The sequence below is a fragment of the Acinetobacter sp. OYA S30 genome (assembly GCF_033599315.1).
Lineage (GTDB): Bacteria > Pseudomonadota > Gammaproteobacteria > Pseudomonadales > Moraxellaceae > Acinetobacter > Acinetobacter baumannii.
This window is the reverse complement of record NZ_JAWVAV010000034.1, coordinates 18,203-35,322: the sequence shown is the minus strand read 5'-3', so window position 1 is coordinate 35,322 and position 17,120 is coordinate 18,203. Positions and strand designations below refer to the sequence as shown.

The 17,120-nt window shown below is 40.8% G+C and carries 17 protein-coding genes; 16 read left to right on the top strand and 1 reads right to left on the bottom strand.

What is annotated here, in order from left to right; all coding sequences use genetic code 11:
* The 16 genes from R5R67_RS15100 to R5R67_RS15025 all read left to right on the top strand — a co-directional run.
* On the top strand, positions 1–439 hold a 439-nt coding region (locus tag R5R67_RS15100), incomplete at its 5' end, for a CoA-transferase (protein ID WP_029414467.1).
* Between the two features lie 12 nt (positions 440–451).
* Positions 452–1,663: a 3-oxoadipyl-CoA thiolase gene (gene pcaF / locus R5R67_RS15095; protein WP_000172921.1), complete on the top strand. Its 1,212-nt coding sequence runs from the start codon at positions 452–454 to the stop codon at positions 1,661–1,663.
* 2 nt (positions 1,664–1,665) lie between these two features.
* Positions 1,666–3,021, top strand: coding sequence for a 3-carboxy-cis,cis-muconate cycloisomerase (locus R5R67_RS15090; protein WP_000080969.1), 1,356 nt, complete (start codon positions 1,666–1,668; stop codon positions 3,019–3,021).
* The gene (pcaD, locus tag R5R67_RS15085) at positions 3,018–3,803 is read left to right on the top strand and encodes a 3-oxoadipate enol-lactonase (protein WP_000814774.1); all 786 of its coding nucleotides are present in this window, start codon (positions 3,018–3,020) and stop codon (positions 3,801–3,803) included. Before R5R67_RS15090 ends, pcaD begins: the two co-directional genes overlap by 4 nt.
* Before the next feature lie 42 nt (positions 3,804–3,845).
* Positions 3,846–5,201, top strand: a complete 1,356-nt coding sequence (locus tag R5R67_RS15080) for an MFS transporter (RefSeq protein WP_000168125.1) — start codon at positions 3,846–3,848, stop codon at positions 5,199–5,201.
* Between the two features lie 15 nt (positions 5,202–5,216).
* Positions 5,217–5,630, top strand: a complete 414-nt coding sequence (gene pcaC / locus R5R67_RS15075) for a 4-carboxymuconolactone decarboxylase (protein WP_000997505.1) — start codon at positions 5,217–5,219, stop codon at positions 5,628–5,630.
* Positions 5,631–5,640: 10 nt separating this feature from the next.
* Positions 5,641–6,366: a protocatechuate 3,4-dioxygenase subunit beta gene (gene pcaH, locus R5R67_RS15070; RefSeq protein ID WP_000077912.1), complete on the top strand. Its 726-nt coding sequence runs from the start codon at positions 5,641–5,643 to the stop codon at positions 6,364–6,366.
* 14 nt (positions 6,367–6,380) lie between these two features.
* Positions 6,381–7,010, top strand: a complete 630-nt coding sequence (gene pcaG / locus R5R67_RS15065; RefSeq protein ID WP_001067206.1) for a protocatechuate 3,4-dioxygenase subunit alpha — start codon at positions 6,381–6,383, stop codon at positions 7,008–7,010.
* Between the two features lie 68 nt (positions 7,011–7,078).
* Positions 7,079–7,906, top strand: coding sequence for a type I 3-dehydroquinate dehydratase (aroD, locus tag R5R67_RS15060; protein ID WP_085941306.1), 828 nt, complete (start codon positions 7,079–7,081; stop codon positions 7,904–7,906).
* 19 nt (positions 7,907–7,925) lie between these two features.
* Positions 7,926–9,377, top strand: a complete 1,452-nt coding sequence (locus R5R67_RS15055) for a nitrous oxide reductase family maturation protein NosD (protein ID WP_318754955.1) — start codon at positions 7,926–7,928, stop codon at positions 9,375–9,377.
* Positions 9,378–9,436: 59 nt separating this feature from the next.
* Positions 9,437–10,756, top strand: a complete 1,320-nt coding sequence (locus tag R5R67_RS15050) for a carbohydrate porin (protein ID WP_001134250.1) — start codon at positions 9,437–9,439, stop codon at positions 10,754–10,756.
* Positions 10,757–10,838: 82 nt separating this feature from the next.
* Positions 10,839–13,268: a glucose/quinate/shikimate family membrane-bound PQQ-dependent dehydrogenase gene (locus R5R67_RS15045; protein WP_000004243.1), complete on the top strand. Its 2,430-nt coding sequence runs from the start codon at positions 10,839–10,841 to the stop codon at positions 13,266–13,268.
* Between the two features lie 629 nt (positions 13,269–13,897).
* Complete coding sequence (locus R5R67_RS15040; RefSeq protein WP_001211835.1) at positions 13,898–14,365, top strand: DUF6438 domain-containing protein; 468 nt, start codon at positions 13,898–13,900, stop codon at positions 14,363–14,365.
* Between the two features lie 135 nt (positions 14,366–14,500).
* A complete protein-coding gene (locus R5R67_RS15035; RefSeq protein WP_000095349.1) occupies positions 14,501–14,914 on the top strand; it encodes a YeeE/YedE family protein in 414 nt (137 codons plus the stop codon).
* A gap of 4 nt (positions 14,915–14,918) precedes the next feature.
* On the top strand, positions 14,919–15,332 hold the full coding sequence (locus tag R5R67_RS15030; RefSeq protein WP_000789128.1) for a DUF6691 family protein: 414 nt from the start codon (positions 14,919–14,921) through the stop codon (positions 15,330–15,332).
* Between the two features lie 4 nt (positions 15,333–15,336).
* A complete protein-coding gene (locus R5R67_RS15025) occupies positions 15,337–16,203 on the top strand; it encodes an MBL fold metallo-hydrolase (RefSeq protein ID WP_001187023.1) in 867 nt (288 codons plus the stop codon).
* A gap of 92 nt (positions 16,204–16,295) precedes the next feature.
* Here R5R67_RS15025 and pcaU read toward each other — a convergent pair whose 3' ends face one another.
* On the bottom strand, positions 16,296–17,108 hold the full coding sequence (pcaU, locus tag R5R67_RS15020; RefSeq protein WP_000030960.1) for an IclR family transcriptional regulator PcaU: 813 nt from the start codon (positions 17,106–17,108) through the stop codon (positions 16,296–16,298).
* Positions 17,109–17,120: the final 12 nt, after the last annotated feature.

Here is a 17,120-nt window from a genome sequence, read left to right as displayed (position 1 = left end):
TGGTAAAGAGTTTGTGACCATGCTTGAAGGCGGCAGCTTTTTCCACCATGGAGACTCCTTTGCCATGATGCGTGGTGGTCACCTTGATATTGCGGTGCTTGGTGCATTTCAGGTGGCAGCCAATGGTGACTTGGCGAACTGGCACACGGGTGCACCTGATGCGATTCCTGCCGTAGGTGGTGCGATGGATTTGGCGGTTGGTGCCAAGAAAGTATTTATCACTACAGACCACGTCACCAAACAAGGTGAGCCGAAGATTGTGGCTGAGCTGACCTATCCGGTAACGGGTAAACATTGTGTTGACCGTATTTACACCGACCTGTGTGTGATTGATGTGACCAAAGATGGTTTAAAGGTGATTGAGAAAGTTGAAGGTCTTAGCTTTGATGAGTTACAGGCTTTAACCGGTGCAACTTTGATTGATGCGACTCAAGGGTAAGGAAGTAGGGAAATGACATTAAAAAACGCTTATATCATCGATGCCATCCGTACTCCATTTGGCCGTTACGCCGGTGGCCTTGCGCCTGTCCGTGCCGATGACCTTGGCGCTGTGCCGATTAAAGCGCTCATGCAGCGTAACCCAAATGTAGATTGGGAACAGGTCGATGATGTGATCTACGGCTGTGCCAACCAAGCCGGTGAAGATAACCGTAACGTCGGCCGTATGTCAGCTTTACTTGCTGGGTTACCGTATCAGGTTCCAGCAACCACCATTAACCGTTTATGCGGTTCTTCACTCGATGCCATTGCCATTGCTGCCCGTGCCATTAAAGCAGGTGAAGCGAGCTTGGTAATTGCAGGTGGTGTGGAAAGCATGAGCCGTGCACCTTATGTAATGGGTAAGTCAGACAGTGCTTTTGGCCGTAGCCAGAAGATTGAGGACACCACTATGGGCTGGCGTTTCATTAACCCTAAACTTAAAGAATTGTATGGTGTAGACACCATGCCCCAGACTGCTGAAAACGTCGCTGAACAGTTCAACGTCAATCGTGCAGATCAGGACCAGTTTGCCTTGGTGAGCCAACAACGCACCGCAAGCGCGCAAGCCAAAGGCTTTTTTTCTAAAGAAATCGTGGCAGTTGAAATCCCTCAGCGTAAGGGTGATGCTATTGTGATTGATACCGATGAGCATCCTCGTGCATCCACTACGCTTGAAGGTTTAAGCAAACTTAAACCTGTGGTTAAAGCAGATGGCACAGTTACTGCGGGGAATGCTTCAGGTATTAACGATGGTGCGGCAGCTCTACTGATTGCTTCTGATGAGGCAGTTCAGGCTTATAACCTAAAACCACGTGCCAAGATCATTGCTTCAACAGCAGTGGGTGTAGAGCCACGTATTATGGGTTTTGCTCCGGCACCAGCGATTAAAAAATTACTTAAACAAGCTAACCTGACTTTAGATCAGATGGATGTGATTGAGCTGAATGAAGCCTTTGCTGCACAGGCTTTGGCAGTGACCCGTGATTTAGGTTTACCAGATGATTCTGACAAGGTAAACCCAAACGGTGGTGCAATTGCATTAGGCCATCCACTGGGTGCATCAGGTGCACGCTTAGTGACCACAGCCTTAAACCAGCTTGAACAAACAGGTGGTCGTTATGCCTTGTGTTCAATGTGTATTGGGGTAGGCCAAGGCATCGCATTGATTATTGAGAGAGTTTAATCATGAGCCAGTTATATGCCAGCTTGTTTTACCAAAAAGACGTCACTGACATCTTTAGTGACTCATCTTTAATCACCTACATGATTCAGGTTGAAGTTGCGTTAGCCCAAGCGCAGGCACAAGTTGGTGTGATTCCTCAAAATGCGGCTAATACCATTGCCCAAGTAGCTGAGCATGCACTAGACAAGTTTGATTTTTCCACTTTGGCGCTAGCAACTGGTTTAGCTGGAAATATTGCAATTCCATTTGTAAAACAGCTTACGGCAATTGTTAAAGATATTGATGAAGATGCTTCGCGTTATGTGCATTGGGGTGCAACCAGTCAGGATATTTTAGACACAGCTTGTATTTTGCAATGCCGTGATGCGTTGAATATGGTGGAAGGCCAACTTCAACAATGCTATGCGACTGCATTACAGCAAGCCAAGCAATATCGCCATCAAGTCATGATTGGACGTACATGGTTACAGCAAGCTTTACCAATTACATTGGGACATAAACTTGCTCGTTGGGCTTCTGCATTTAAACGTGATTTAGACCGTATACAAGCTATGAAATCACGTGTGCTCACTGCTCAGTTAGGCGGTGCTGTGGGTTCATTAGCTTCTTTGCAAGACCAAGGTTCGCTTGTGGTCAGCGCATTTGCGAAGCAACTGAATCTGACTGTACCAACAAGTACATGGCATGGTGAGCGTGATCGTATTGTAGAAATTGCAAGTGTGCTTGGCATGATTGTCGGGAATACGGGCAAGATGGCACGGGATTGGTCACTCATGATGCAAACTGAAATTGCAGAGTTGTTTGAGCCAACCGCAAAGGGTCGTGGTGGTTCATCGACCATGCCTCATAAGCGTAATCCAGTTGCGGCAGCATCCGTATTGGCCGCGGCGAATCGTGTACCAGCACTGATGTCTAGCATTTATCAAAGCATGGTACAGGAACATGAACGTAGCTTAGGTGCATGGCATGCAGAGTGGTTAGCAGTTCCAGAAATCTTTCAGCTTTGTGCTGGAGCATTAACTCGTACTGGTGAAGTTTTACAAGGTTTCGAAGTGAATGCTGAACATATGCAACAGAACCTTGAGTGTACCAACGGGTTGATTATGGCAGAAGCGGTGATGATGGCACTTGCTCCCAAAATTGGGCGTTTAAATGCTCATCATTTAGTTGAAGCTGCATGTAAAACAGCAGTAGCACAAAACCAGCATTTGTTTGATGTTGTTAGCCAACTAGATGAAGTAAAAGGGCAGTTTAGCCAAGAAGAGATAAGGAATATTTTCAAACCAGAAAACTATTTAGGCAATATTCAGCAACAGATTGATGCGGTTTTGAAAGAAGCACAAGGAGAGTCAAAGTGAAACAGACTATTAGCAATCGTCAAGGAAAACAGTTAGCAGTTTATACAGATTGTCTAAAAGATGCTCCTGTACTTGTGTTTTCTAATTCATTAGGAACAGACCATGGTATGTGGCAACCTCAGCTGAATGAATTAAAAAGTCATTTTAATGTCATTACATACGACACACGTGGTCATGGTGAAAGTGATGTAATTAGTGACACCACATTGCAAAACTTAGCTGAAGATGTTGTTGATATTTTAGATGCCTTGAATATTGAAAAAGCTCATTTTTGCGGCATTTCAATGGGCGGAATTACAGGGCTGTGGTTGGGTATTCATCATCCAAATCGTTTTAATAGCATTACAGTTGCAAACTCAGCAGCCAAAATTGGTCAAACCGAGGCTTGGTTGAGTCGTGCTGAATCGGTAGAAAAAAATGGTTTAGCCGAGCTAGTTCAAACTACCCATACCCGCTGGTTCAGTGAAAAATTTGATTATCAGCATAATGTGGTTGCACAGACAACGATTCAAAGTCTCGCAAACACACCAGCACAAGGTTATGCCAATGTATGTCGCGCTTTAGCGTATGCCGATTTAAGAGATGAAATTGCACAAATCCAAATTCCAACGCTACTGATTGCAGGAACAGAAGATCCGGTAACGACGGTAGCAGATGCCGAATTTATGCAGAAGGCGATTAATAACAGTCAGCTTGCAAAACTCGAAGCATCTCATCTTTCTAATATTGAGCAACCACAAAGATTTACTCAGGAATTGACTAGATTTATTCAGCAAATCTAATCGCTTAGTAATTTAAAAGGAATTGGCCTTAAGGAGGCAAATATGGCGTCTCAGGATTACGCTACACCAAGCAAAAGCATCGATGCTCAAGCACTGATTAATGATGCTCCACTTAGTAAATATCAATGGATGATCGCAATCATCTGTTTCTTAATTATTTTTACTGATGGTATCGATACAGCTGCAATGGGTTTTATCGCTCCAGCATTGGCTCAGGATTGGGGCGTAGATCGCTCTCAGTTAGGACCAGTGATGAGTGCTGCACTTGGTGGAATGATTATTGGAGCTTTAGTTTCTGGCCCGACAGCTGACCGCTTTGGCCGCAAAATTGTTTTAGCCTTTTCGATGCTTGTATTTGGTGGGTTCACCTTGGCATCTGCTTATGCAACCAACTTGGATAGCCTTGTCGTTTTACGGTTTTTGACAGGTATTGGGCTTGGCGCAGCTATGCCGAATGCGACCACTTTATTTTCTGAGTACTGTCCAACCCGCATTCGCTCATTACTCGTGACATGTATGTTCTGTGGCTACAACTTGGGTATGGCTACAGGTGGTTTTATTAGCAGTTGGCTTATCCCGACCTACGGTTGGCATAGTTTATTTTTGCTCGGCGGCTGGTCACCTTTAATTTTAATGATTTTAGTGATTTTGGTGTTACCTGAGTCTTACCGCTTTTTAATTGTGAAAGGCAAGAATCCAGAAAAAGTACGCAAAATCTTAAACCATATTGCACCAGCACAGATTCAAAATGCGACAGCATTTCATGTGCCTGAAGAAAAAACAGAAGTTGTTCAAAAGAAAAATGTCTTTGGAATTATGTTTTCTAAGCCATATGCCAAAGGTACGGTTTTGCTTTGGGTGACTTACTTCATGGGACTCGTGGTTGTTTACTTGCTAACAAGTTGGTTACCAACACTTATGCGTGAAACAGGTGCTTCGATGGAGCGCGCTGCATTTATTGGCGGTTTGTTCCAGTTCGGTGGAGTGGTGAGCGCATTATTTATTGGTTGGGCAATGGACAAATTTAACCCGAACCGAGTCATCGCCATTTTCTACTTTGCCGCAGGTCTATTTGCAATTGCTGTCGGTCAAAGCTTAGGCAACTCAACCTTACTTGCAGTATTGGTACTTTGTGCGGGTATCGCCATTAATGGTGCGCAATCTTCGATGCCGGCGTTAAGTGCACGCTTCTATCCAACTCAGTGCCGCGCAACGGGTGTGTCTTGGATGACGGGTATTGGGCGTTTTGGTGCGGTATTTGGTGCGTGGATTGGAGCTGTGTTACTCGGCAATGATTGGTCGTTTACCGCCATTCTTAGTTTATTACTTATTCCAGCGACCGCTGCTGCTGTTGCGGTATTTATTAAATCAATTGTTGCGCATACCGATGCAACTTAATAGAGGTCTATCACAATGAATGATGAACAACGCTATAAACAAGGCATTGAGGTGCGGACTGAAGTTTTGGGTGAAAAACATGTTGGTCGGTCTTTGCAGAACCTAAATGACTTTAACCAAGATTTCCAAAATTTTATTAGCCGTTATGCATGGGGGGAAGTGTGGTCTCGTCCAGGCTTACCACGTCATACCCGTAGTTTAGTGACTATCGCAATTTTATTGGCGCTGGGCCGCGAAGATGAACTACGCATGCATTTACGTGCTTGTTTCAACAACGGTGTAACTAAAGAAGATTTAAAAGAGCTGATCTTACACAGTTCACTCTATGCGGGTTTACCTGCTGCAAACGCTGCAATGCATATGGCTGAAGAAGTCTTTAAAGAGTTGGGGATAGAAGTAAACCCAATTGCAGCGAAAGAACAGGATTAAGGAGATAAAGATGTCACAACATAGCTGGGGTGCTTACGCCCAACGTAATACAGATGATCATCCACCAGCGTATACGCCAGGTTATAAAACAAGTGTATTACGTTCGCCAAAAAATGCATTGATCTCAATTAATGAGACTTTAACTGAAGTCACTGCGCCGCATTTTTCTTCAAATTTGTTTGGTCCAAAAGATAACGATTTGATTTTGAACTATGCCAAAGATGGTTTGCCAATTGGTGAGCGTGTCATTGTTCATGGCTATGTTCGTGACCAATTTGGTCGTCCTGTAAAAAATGCACTTCTAGAAGTATGGCAGGCCAACGCTTCTGGACGTTATCGTCATCCAAACGATAAGTTTATTGGTGCAATGGATCCTAACTTCGGTGGTTGTGGTCGTACATTAACTGACGAAAATGGTTTTTATATTTTCCGTACCATTAAACCAGGTCCATATCCGTGGCGTAACCGTATTAATGAATGGCGCCCAGCTCATATCCACTTCTCTTTAATTGCTGATGGTTGGGCGCAGCGTCTGATTTCGCAGTTTTATTTTGAAGGAGATACGCTCATTGACACTTGCCCGATCTTAAAAACGATTCCTTCTGAAGATCAACGTCGTGCCTTGATTGCACTAGAAGATAAAAACAACTTTATCGAAGCAGATAGCCGTTGTTACCGTTTTGACATCACTTTACGTGGACGTCGAGCGACTTACTTCGAAAATGATTTGACTTAATCGGGAGCACGAGCATGAACAACTGGAATTTTCAGGAATTAAAAGAAACTCCATCTCAAACAGGTGGTCCTTACGTTCACATTGGTTTATTGCCACAACAGGCCGGTATTGAAGTTTTTGAAAACAACTTTAATAACCAGTTGGTTCAAGACCAAACCAAAGGTGAGCGTATTCGTCTTGAAGGTCAAGTGTTTGACGGATTAGGTTTACCGCTACGTGATGTACTCATTGAGATTTGGCAGGCCGACGCAAATGGTATTTATCCAAGTCAGGCAGATACGCGTGAGCAAAAAGCTGATCCGGCATTTCAAGGTTGGGGCCGTACAGGTGCAGACTTTGAAACGGGTGTTTGGAGCTTTAATACAATTAAGCCGGGCGCGACAGCAGGCCGTAAAGGTTCAACTCAAGCACCTCATATTGCATTAGTCATTTTCGCTCGCGGTATTAACTTGGGTCTTCATACACGAGTTTATTTTGAAGATGAAGCAGAGGCAAATGCTAACGATCCAATTCTAAATAGCATTGAATGGGCACCACGTCGCCAAACACTTATTGCGAAACGTTTTGAAGAAAATGGTGAAGTTGTTTACCGCTTTGATATTCGTATTCAAGGCGATGACGAAACTGTATTTTTTGATATTTAAGAAACACCTAAGGCTACACCTGATTATTCAAGGATGCGTGTAGCCTTTTTAAGGATGAACCTATGAACATGAAAACATTATTAAGCCTAAGTTTGCTTGCACTCCCATTTTTTACTGCACAGGTAAATGCTGAACCTGTTGCTTTAGCTGCTCAGGCACAACCTGCCGCTACAGCCGTTAAAACGATTGTTCCGATTACCGCAAAAACTAAAGAACAAGCATTGGCACAAGCTCAAGTCATTGCAAATACGGCAGATGCTGATTTAGCAGAGTTCCGTATCGATTTATTAAGCTTTGCCAGCGATACAAAACAAGTGATTGCCTTGGGCCATGAGTTGAAAAAGATTTTAGGCAATAAGCCAATGATTGCCACTATTCGTACAAAAAACGAAGGGGGTCAGCTTGAAATTAGTGATGCTGATTATGGTAAGACTTATCAGGCTTATTTAAAAAATCCGTTCATGGACTGGTTAGATGTTGAAATGTTCCGTGATCAAAAAGTAGTTTCAGAAATTGTTCAACAAGCACATCAAAAGAAAGTGCTTGTTGTCATGTCTAATCACGACTTCCAAAAAACACCAAGCCAAGATGAAATTGAAAAACGCTTGTTAAAACAAGATCAAATGGGCGCAGATGTTCTCAAAATTGCTGTAATGCCTAAATCTAAACAAGATGTCTTCACTTTAATGAACGCAACTTTAAAAGTAAGCCAGCAAACCACTAAGCCATTATTGACAATGTCGATGGGGCAATTAGGTACGATTTCTCGTGTTGCGACTGCCAATATGGGCGGAAGTTATAGCTTTGGCATGATTGGTCAGGCTTCTGCACCGGGTCAAATTGATGTGACTAAGCTCAAACAGATTTTACAAACCGTTCAACCAACAAACCCGTAAATCATAAGGATATGATGAAATGAATACATTACGTTTAACTACTCTTGCATTAGGTTTGATGGTTTCAGGCATAGCTGCGGCTCAAACTTATGTGGTTGACCGTTATCAAGACGATAGCAATAAAGGCTCTTTACGCTGGGCAATTGAACAAGCTAATGCGAACCCAAGCGAAGCTAGCGAAATTTTGATTCAAGCAGTAGGCAAAGCACCTTATGCGATTAAATTAAACAGCGCACTTCCTGAAATTAAAGCACCCGTCAAAATCATTGGTACTCAGTGGGATAAAACTGGCGAATACATCGCAATTGATGGTTCAAACTATATTAAAGGTGAAGGTGCAAAAGCTTGTCCAGGTGCAAACCCTGAGCAGTACGGTACCAATGTACGTACTATGACTTTACCGGGGTTGGTATTACGTGACGTCAACAATGTCACTTTAAAAGGTTTAGACATTCATCGCTTCTGTATTGGGGTATTGATTAACCGCTCAAGCAATAACCTGATTCAACATAACCGTATTAGTAATAACTATGGTGGTGCTGGTGTTATGTTGACGGGTGATGATGGTAAAGGTAACCCAACTGCAACCACGACTAATAACAATAAGGTTTTAGACAACATTTTCCAAGACAATGGAGATGGTTTAGAACTGACACGTGGTGCTGCTTTTAACTTAATTGCGAATAACCATTTTGTTTCAACCAAAGCAAATCCAGAACCATCACAAGGTATTGAAATTTTGTGGGGTAATGACAATGCCGTAGTTGGTAATAAATTCGAAAACTATTCAGATGGTTTACAGATTAACTGGGGCAAACGTAACTATATCGCCTACAACGAAATGACCAATAACTCGATTGGTTTCAATATGACGGGTGATGGCAACATTCTTGATAGCAATAAAGTACATGGTAACCGTATTGGTGTAGCCATCCGCTCTGAAAAAGATGCAAATGCAAGAATTACATTAACTAAAAACCTGATTTGGGACAATGGTAAAGATATTAAACGTTGTGAAGCAGGTGGTTCATGTGTACCAGATCAGCGTTTAGGGGCAATTGTATTTGGAGTACCTGCACTTGACCATGAAGGGTTTGTTGGCTCTCGTGGTGGTGGTGTGGTGATTGAACCATCTAAGCTTCAAAAGACATGTACTCAGCCAAATGAGCAAGGCTGTAATGCTCAGCCGAATCAGGGTATTAAAGCTCCTAAGTTAACAGCGAATAAAGGTTCAGTTACAGTAGAAGTTAATGGCTTACCAAATCAACGCTATCAAGTTGAGTTTTTTGGCAACCAAAATACAGTATCAAAAGAAGCTGAGCAATATTTAGGAACAATAACATTAGCTACAGATACCGAAGGTAAAGCAAAAGCCAATTGGAAACCAACAGTCAAAGTTGCCTCAATTACAGCAAATGTGACTGATCGCTTTGGTGCTACATCTGAACTCGGGTTTGTGCAAGTTAAATAACAAAAAATAAAGCGCCTCAAAACAGGGGCGCATTTCAGAAAAGACAAAAGGGACTTGAAATGCCAAATGTAATGAAATTGAGTGTGCTAACAATTGCTGTATTGGGCAGCCAATTTGCACTTGCAAATGAGCCGTGGTCACAAGACCGTCAATGGTTGCTTGGTGATTGGAATGGAAAACGCCAGCAATTAGAGCAACAGGGCTATAAATTTACTGCTTCTATTATGAGCCAAAGCGCCACCAATTTAGATGGTGGTTATAACGACAGCAATACTTTTGAAAATGCCGCACAACTTTCTTTAGGTGCAAACCTAGATTTAGAAAAAATTGCTGGTTGGAAAGATACAACAGCGAGCCTAGTCGTGACTAAACGTGACGGTAATGCATTAACTCTTGAGCGTATTAAAGACCCACGTTCTAGCCAATTGGGCAATGCTCAAGAAATTTATGGTCGCGGGAAAATTTGGCGTTTATCCCAAGCATGGGTGAAGAAGGGCTTTGTTGATAATACTGTACAGGTCAAATTTGGTCGTATGGGAATGTCAGAGGACTTTAATAGTTCTCAATGTGAGTTTCAGAACTTATTGCTTTGCGGTGGGCAGTTAGGAAAATCAATTGGTTCAATTTGGTATAACTCACCAGTCGGTGTTTGGGCGACAAACGTTAAATATCAGTTTGCACCTGAATGGACTTTAGGTGTTGGTGTGTATGAGGTCAATCCAGACAATATTAAAACTGAATCAAACAGTGATGGTTTTAATCTGGATATGAATAACGTCAAGGGTGCTACCATACCAGTTGAACTTGCATGGAAACCAAAACTTGCTGCTTTTAATGGTTTACCGGGTGAATATAAAGTAGGTGCGCTGTACTCAACCGCAGAAGCAAATGATATTAAAACTGCGGGTAAAGTGCATGACGGAAAACAAAGCTTCTGGATTAATGCACAGCAACAACTTACGAATAATGGCCAAGATCCGAAACGCGGTTTATATGTCAGTTTTAACAGCGTTGTAAATGATAAAGCAACGACTTTTGTTCAAAGTACGCAACAGCTTGCTCTTTGGTATAAGGGACCGTTTGATAGCCGTCCAAATGATTCGATTGGTTTTGGTATTGCCAATTATGTAGTCAATGATCGTGCTAAAGATAAACAGATCGCGACAAACGAAAGCCGCGGATACTATAGCTATGATCCGATTGCATCTGACTATATTCCAATTCAAGACGACGAGTTAAATGTCGAGTTGAACTATACCTATCAATGGTCTCCAGCCGTCATGTTACGTCCAAACATTCAATATATCTATCAACCTGCTGGTGTGAAAGAAGTCGATGATGCTTGGGTGGCAGGCCTGAGTGTAAAAGTTAATTTTTAATAATATTGATGGCTGGTTAGACATAGTTTAACTGGCCCAAATGCTTGAACTATTCGGGTTCAGTATATGTGGAGTAGGATCTATGTCTGAGTCAGATTCTAAGTTTCATATCTTATTCAAAATATGGTGTTTTATTTTAGGTTTAGCTTTATTGGCTACTGGTATTTTTTATATCGTGGGCGGTGGAAAGCTAGTATCTCTCGGTGGTTCTTGGTATTTCCTTATCTCAGGACTGTTTATAACCATTTCAGCAATTAGTATTTTCCGAAAAAAAGCGCTGGGCGTCTGGATTTTTGGGGCTGTTTTTGTTGGTACCGTAATTTGGTCACTCATTGATGCTGGATGGGAATTTTGGCCGTTATTCTCGCGGTTAATGTTTCCTGCTGGTCTTTTTGCTGCGTTGTTATTTACCTTACCTTCAATTCGACGCTACCAATTTCAAACTAGTTTGGCATCTTCAGCCTATGCAGTAGGTGGCTTAGTTGTTGTGGGTATGTTGATTGCGCTCTATCAAATGTTCCAACCGCATCCAACAGTAGCAAGCTCAGGTGAAAAACTACCTTTAGTGCCAGTTGACCCTGCAAAAAAACAGGTGAATTGGGAAAATTATGGTAATGATGCGGGTGGTAGTCGCTTTGTTGCTCTCGACCAAATTAACCGAGATAACGTTCATAAACTAAAAGAAGCGTGGCGCTTTAGAACAGGTGATTTTACAACGGGTAGTGGTAATGGTGCCGAAGACCAAATGACGCCACTACAAGTTGGAAATAAAGTCTTTTTATGTACGCCACATAACAACATTTTTGCCATAGATGCTGACTCGGGCAAACAGATCTGGAAAGTTGAGGTAAACTCAAAAGCCGATGCTTGGGAACGTTGCCGTGGTGTTGCATACTTCGATTCAACTAAACCACTGGTGCAACCAACTTTAGCTGGTGCAACTCCAGTCACTACTGTTGCCAACAACACAGCCTGTCCACGTCGTGTATATACCAATACGCCAGATGGCCGTTTAATTGCAGTCAATGCAGATAATGGTCAGCGCTGTGCGGACTTTGGTGTAAATGGAACGGTTGATCTACTCGAAGGCTTAGGCGGTGGGACTAAGGCTCCACGTTTTGAAGTGACTTCTGCACCAACTATTGCCGGAACAACTATTGTGGTGGGTAGCCGTATTGCCGACAACGTGGCAGCAGATATGCCGGGTGGTGTAATACGTGGTTATGACGTGATTACGGGTAAACTTCGCTGGGCATTTGACCCGCGTAATCCAGATCCTAACTACGTTCTTAAACCGGGTGAAACTTATAAACGTAGTTCGGCAAACTCTTGGGCTGCAATGTCATATGATCCACAAATGAATACAGTGTTCCTACCGATGGGTAGTTCATCTGTTGACATTTGGGGCGGAAACCGTAATCCGTTAGATCACAAATACAATACTTCTGTGTTAGCACTTGATGCGACAACGGGTAAAGAAAAGTGGGTATATCAAACTGTTCATAATGACTTATGGGACTTTGACTTACCAATGCAACCAAGTCTAGTCGACTTTCCATTAAAAGATGGTACGACTAAACCAGCTGTTGTGATTGGAACCAAATCAGGTCAATTCTTTGTCCTTGACCGCGTAACTGGTAAACCGCTAACTAAAGTAATTGAACAGCCAGTGAAAGCGGCAAATATTCCGGGTGAGCAATACAGTTTAACTCAACCCCGTTCTGTTGAAATGCCTCAAATTGGTAATCAGACTTTAACTGAGTCAGATATGTGGGGTGCGACGCCGTTTGACCAACTGATGTGTCGTATTAACTTTAAGTCAATGCGTTACGAAGGTTTATTTACTGCACCGGGTACTGATGTTTCATTAAGCTTCCCTGGTTCTTTAGGTGGCATGAACTGGGGTAGCATTGCTTTTGACCCGACACATCGTTACATGTTCGTAAACGATATGCGTCTTGGTTTATGGGTTCAACTCATTAAACAAACACCTGAAGACATTAAGATTCAGGCGAGTGGTGGCGAAAAAGTAAATACAGGTATGGGTGCTGTACCAATGAAAGGTACACCATATAAAGTGAATAAAAACCGCTTTATGTCCGCTTTAAGTATTCCTTGTCAGAAACCACCGTTTGGTACCATGACAGCAATTGACATGAAAACTCGTCAGGTTGCATGGCAAGTACCACTTGGTACAGTTGAGGACACTGGACCACTTGGTATTAAGATGGGTTTGAAAGCACCGATTGGTATGCCAACTATTGGTGGGCCAATGGCAACTCAAGGTGGTTTAGTTTTTTTTGCTGCAACTCAAGATTATTACTTGCGTGCTTTTGATTCATCTACAGGTAAAGAGCTGTGGAAGTCACGTATGCCAGTAGGTAGTCAGGGAACTCCAATTAGCTATGTTTCACCTAAAACAGGTAAACAATATGTGGTTGTTACCGCAGGTGGAGCACGACAGTCCCCAGACCATGGTGATTATGTGATCGCATATAGTTTAGAGAAATAATGAAAGAGGGCAAAAGGTTAAATTTTCTTTTGCCCTTATTTTTTTAATATCTTTTTTCTATTAGAGTGTTTGCGTAAATTCTGTAATTTTAGTGAGATAGCTTTACCAAATAGTAAAAAAGTGCTTGAAGTTATTGCTAAACTTAAAATATTCCTATAATTGATTCATCCTGAACACTAGATATAGCCGAACTATTAAGCATTTTTTTATAATGTTTTACCTATAAATAAAATTTCAAAATTTATTAAGTTTTGTTTAACTTAAAGTTGTGAATTTTAATTAAAAATAAACATTATTGAGTTTTTAACTCTAAAAAACAGGTTTTTTTGTTGGAAAAACGAGCGTAAATATATACTTATATTATATTTAAATAATGTATTGCATTAAGATAGAATGGTCGGCGCAGGTTATTACTACCCAGTAATAATTTGTATTTCAGGAATTTAAGCTTTAATTGGCTTAAGGCTCATCTAACGATGGGCCTTTTTTTATGTGCTTTATATTTTAATTTTCTTGATAACTAAAAATAGCCTAAGTAATAGCAAATAATACTATGAAAAATGAGTCTTTAATGACAATTTGCATATGATTTGTTAGATTAATGCCACTTGATAATAATAGGTGATGTAATGAGATTTTTAGTTCTTGCAACTTTATCCGGTTTGGCTTTAATGGGTTGTGCTTCTGTTCAACAAGCACCTAATACACAAGAAACCATTCGTTATGCTTCTAGTCCATGTTTCGGCGCATGCCCAATTTACTCAGTAGAAGTAACACCTACAGGTTTAATTCGTTTTGAAGGTAAGCAATATACAAAAGCAATTGGCGTTAAAGAAATTCAAGGTAGCGTAAAAGATTATCAAAAACTTGCTGATGAATTAAAAACTTATCGTCCGCAAACAGGAACCCAATCTAAAACTGCAGGTTGTCAGCAAACTGCGACCGATATGCCTAGCTATTACATCACCTGGATTCAACCAAATGGTACAGAAACAAAATTAAGCCATTACACAGGTTGTATATCTCCAGCAAATAATAGATTAAATAAAGTTATGGAAAAATTACCTGAACAATTAGGCATTAAAGATCTAATTTAATAATAAAAGCCCCAAAATCTTGGGGCTTTTTCTTGTTAAGAAGAATTATAAACTTAAAAGTTTTATATTAAGTATTTCTAAAAGAATCAGCGTATAATACAGTTTATAAAAACATATATTGTTAAGAGTGCTTATATGTCAAGTATTGTCTATGCCTTTGTGGGTGGTTTATTACTCGGTGTCGCAACAGTTGGGTATTTATATATAAATGGTCGTATAGCTGGAATTAGTGGTTTGCTTGCCCAATTCATTAGCCCATCTAGAGATATATTTAAAAGTTCTGCATTCTGGTTCATTGCAGGACTCGTGATTACACCTTTTATATATGGTTATTTCTATCAGCCTGAAATCGAAATTAAAGCCAATTCATTTGTACTTATTCTGGCAGGGCTACTTGTTGGTTTTGGTACACGACTTGGATCAGGCTGTACAAGTGGGCATGGTATTTGTGGAATGAGCAGGCTATCAAAACGCTCAATAATAGCGACCGCAGTTTTTATGTTTGCTGGCATGCTGACTGTTTATATCATTCGCCATGTGCTGGGGTAATCTTATGAAAAATATCTTTGCTTTTATATTTGGTGGTTTGTTTTCATTGGGGTTAATGATTTCTGGTATGTCTAACCCTGCAAAGGTTTTAGGGTTTCTAGATATTTTTGGACAATGGGATATTAGCTTAATGTTTGTGATGCTAGGTGCTATTGCTGTGGCATTTATTCCGTTTCAAAGGGCTATTAAAAAACCAAAAACGATTTTTAATGAACAAATTCAATTACCAACAAATACACAGATTGACCAAAGGTTAATTGTAGGCGCTTTTATTTTCGGTATAGGCTGGGGAATAGCAGGTATATGTCCAGCGCCCGCTTTAACTCTTATTGGATTAGGGCATTTTGAAGCACTTTATTTTATTGTCGCGATGTTAGTAGGAATGTTTATTTACCGAATTTTAAATAAAGGAAATTAAAGATATGCAACAACCTCTAGTAAAAGATTTTTTTGATGAAAATACCAATACTTTTAGCTATGTTGTTGCGGATTTAGCGACTCGTCAATGCGCAATTATTGATAGTGTGCTTGACTATGATGCTGCTTCGGCCACTACAAAAACAACTAATGCTGATCTGATCGTCGATTATGTCTTGGCGCAAAACTTTAAAGTACAATGGATTTTAGAAACCCATGTACATGCGGACCATATGACTGCGGCTCAATATTTAAAATCTAAATTGGGCGGTACAATTGCGATTAGTCAAAAAATCTCGGTAGTACAAGAAACATTTTCGGCTATTTATAATTTTGATTTTAAGAAATTCAATGAAAATCAGCCTTTTGATTATCTATTTGAAGATTATGAACATTTCAAAATAGGGGAAATAGATGCCTATAACATTCCTACACCAGGGCATACACCTGCTTGCTTAAGCTATGTGATTGGTGATGCTGTTTTTGTCGGGGATACTTTATTTATGCCCGATTATGGTTCGGCCAGATGCGACTTTCCTAAAGGAAGTGCTGCTGCACTTTATGATTCGGTACAAAAGCTTTATACACTTCCTGACGATATGCGTATGTTTCTATGCCATGATTATAAGCCCGAAGGCCGTGACGAATATATCTGTCAAACAGATATAAAAACTCAAAAGCAAAGCAATATCCATTTAAATCGACGAGTTTCCAAAGAATCATTCATAAAAATGCGTCAAGAAAGAGATGCTACTTTGGCAATGCCAAAATTAATTCTGCCTTCAATTCAAATTAATATGAACGGTGGAAATTTTCCGGAACCTGAAGCGAATGGCATCCGCTATTTAAAAATCCCATTTAATTACTTTTAGAAATAGCCTAAGCATACATTCCAACCATTTTATTTATTCAAATAGCCTAAGCAAAAACAAAATTAATCTTATAGAAATAGCCTAAGTAAGATTTAAAGAACTTGTCTTAAATCCCGCGCAGTCTCTTGCAATAGCGGCAAAATATGTTGAATTAAATATTCTTCAGTTGTTCTCATGGTTGGAGAAACAATGTTTAAGGCAGCAATCACTTTAAAATCTTGTCCATAAATCGGTACGGCGAGCGCATGGACACCTAATTCGTGCTCTTCACGTGAATAACACCAATCTTGTTCTCGGATTTCTTTGAGTAACTCTAAAAATTTATCATTTTCGACATGCGTATATTTAGTTAAACGCTGAAGCGGATATTTTTGGAGCCAGTCCAATTGTTCTTCTTGGCTTAAATGTGCCAGTAAAATTTTACCCGCCGAGGTTGCATGAGCAGGTAAGCGGTTACCCAAATGCAAACCATATGGATTTACGCGGTCGGTTTGTTGGTGGGCAGCACTACGGGCAATCGTAATGGCTTCATAACCATCAAGTACCATCACAGAATAAATGAGAGAGGTTTGGTTAGTTAGAAGATTTAATAAAGGTTGAGACACTTTCGGAAGCTGAGCTGCACCTAAATAAGCTCCTGAAAATTTGAGTACTTTAGGGGTTAAATAGTAATAGTGGCCATCTGACTCAAGATACCCTAAATATTCTAAAGTTAATAAATGGCGTCTTGCTGCCGCTCGGGTAAGGCCGGTTTTTTCAGCCGCCATAGAAATGTTTAAACGATGTTGATTACTACTAAAGCTATCTAAAATCGCCATGCCTTTACCAATACCAGCAATGTAATCTTCATGACGAATCGTTTTTTTGTTGTCCTGATTCTGGATTATACGTTCATCTTTACTCATTACTGGTCCTTG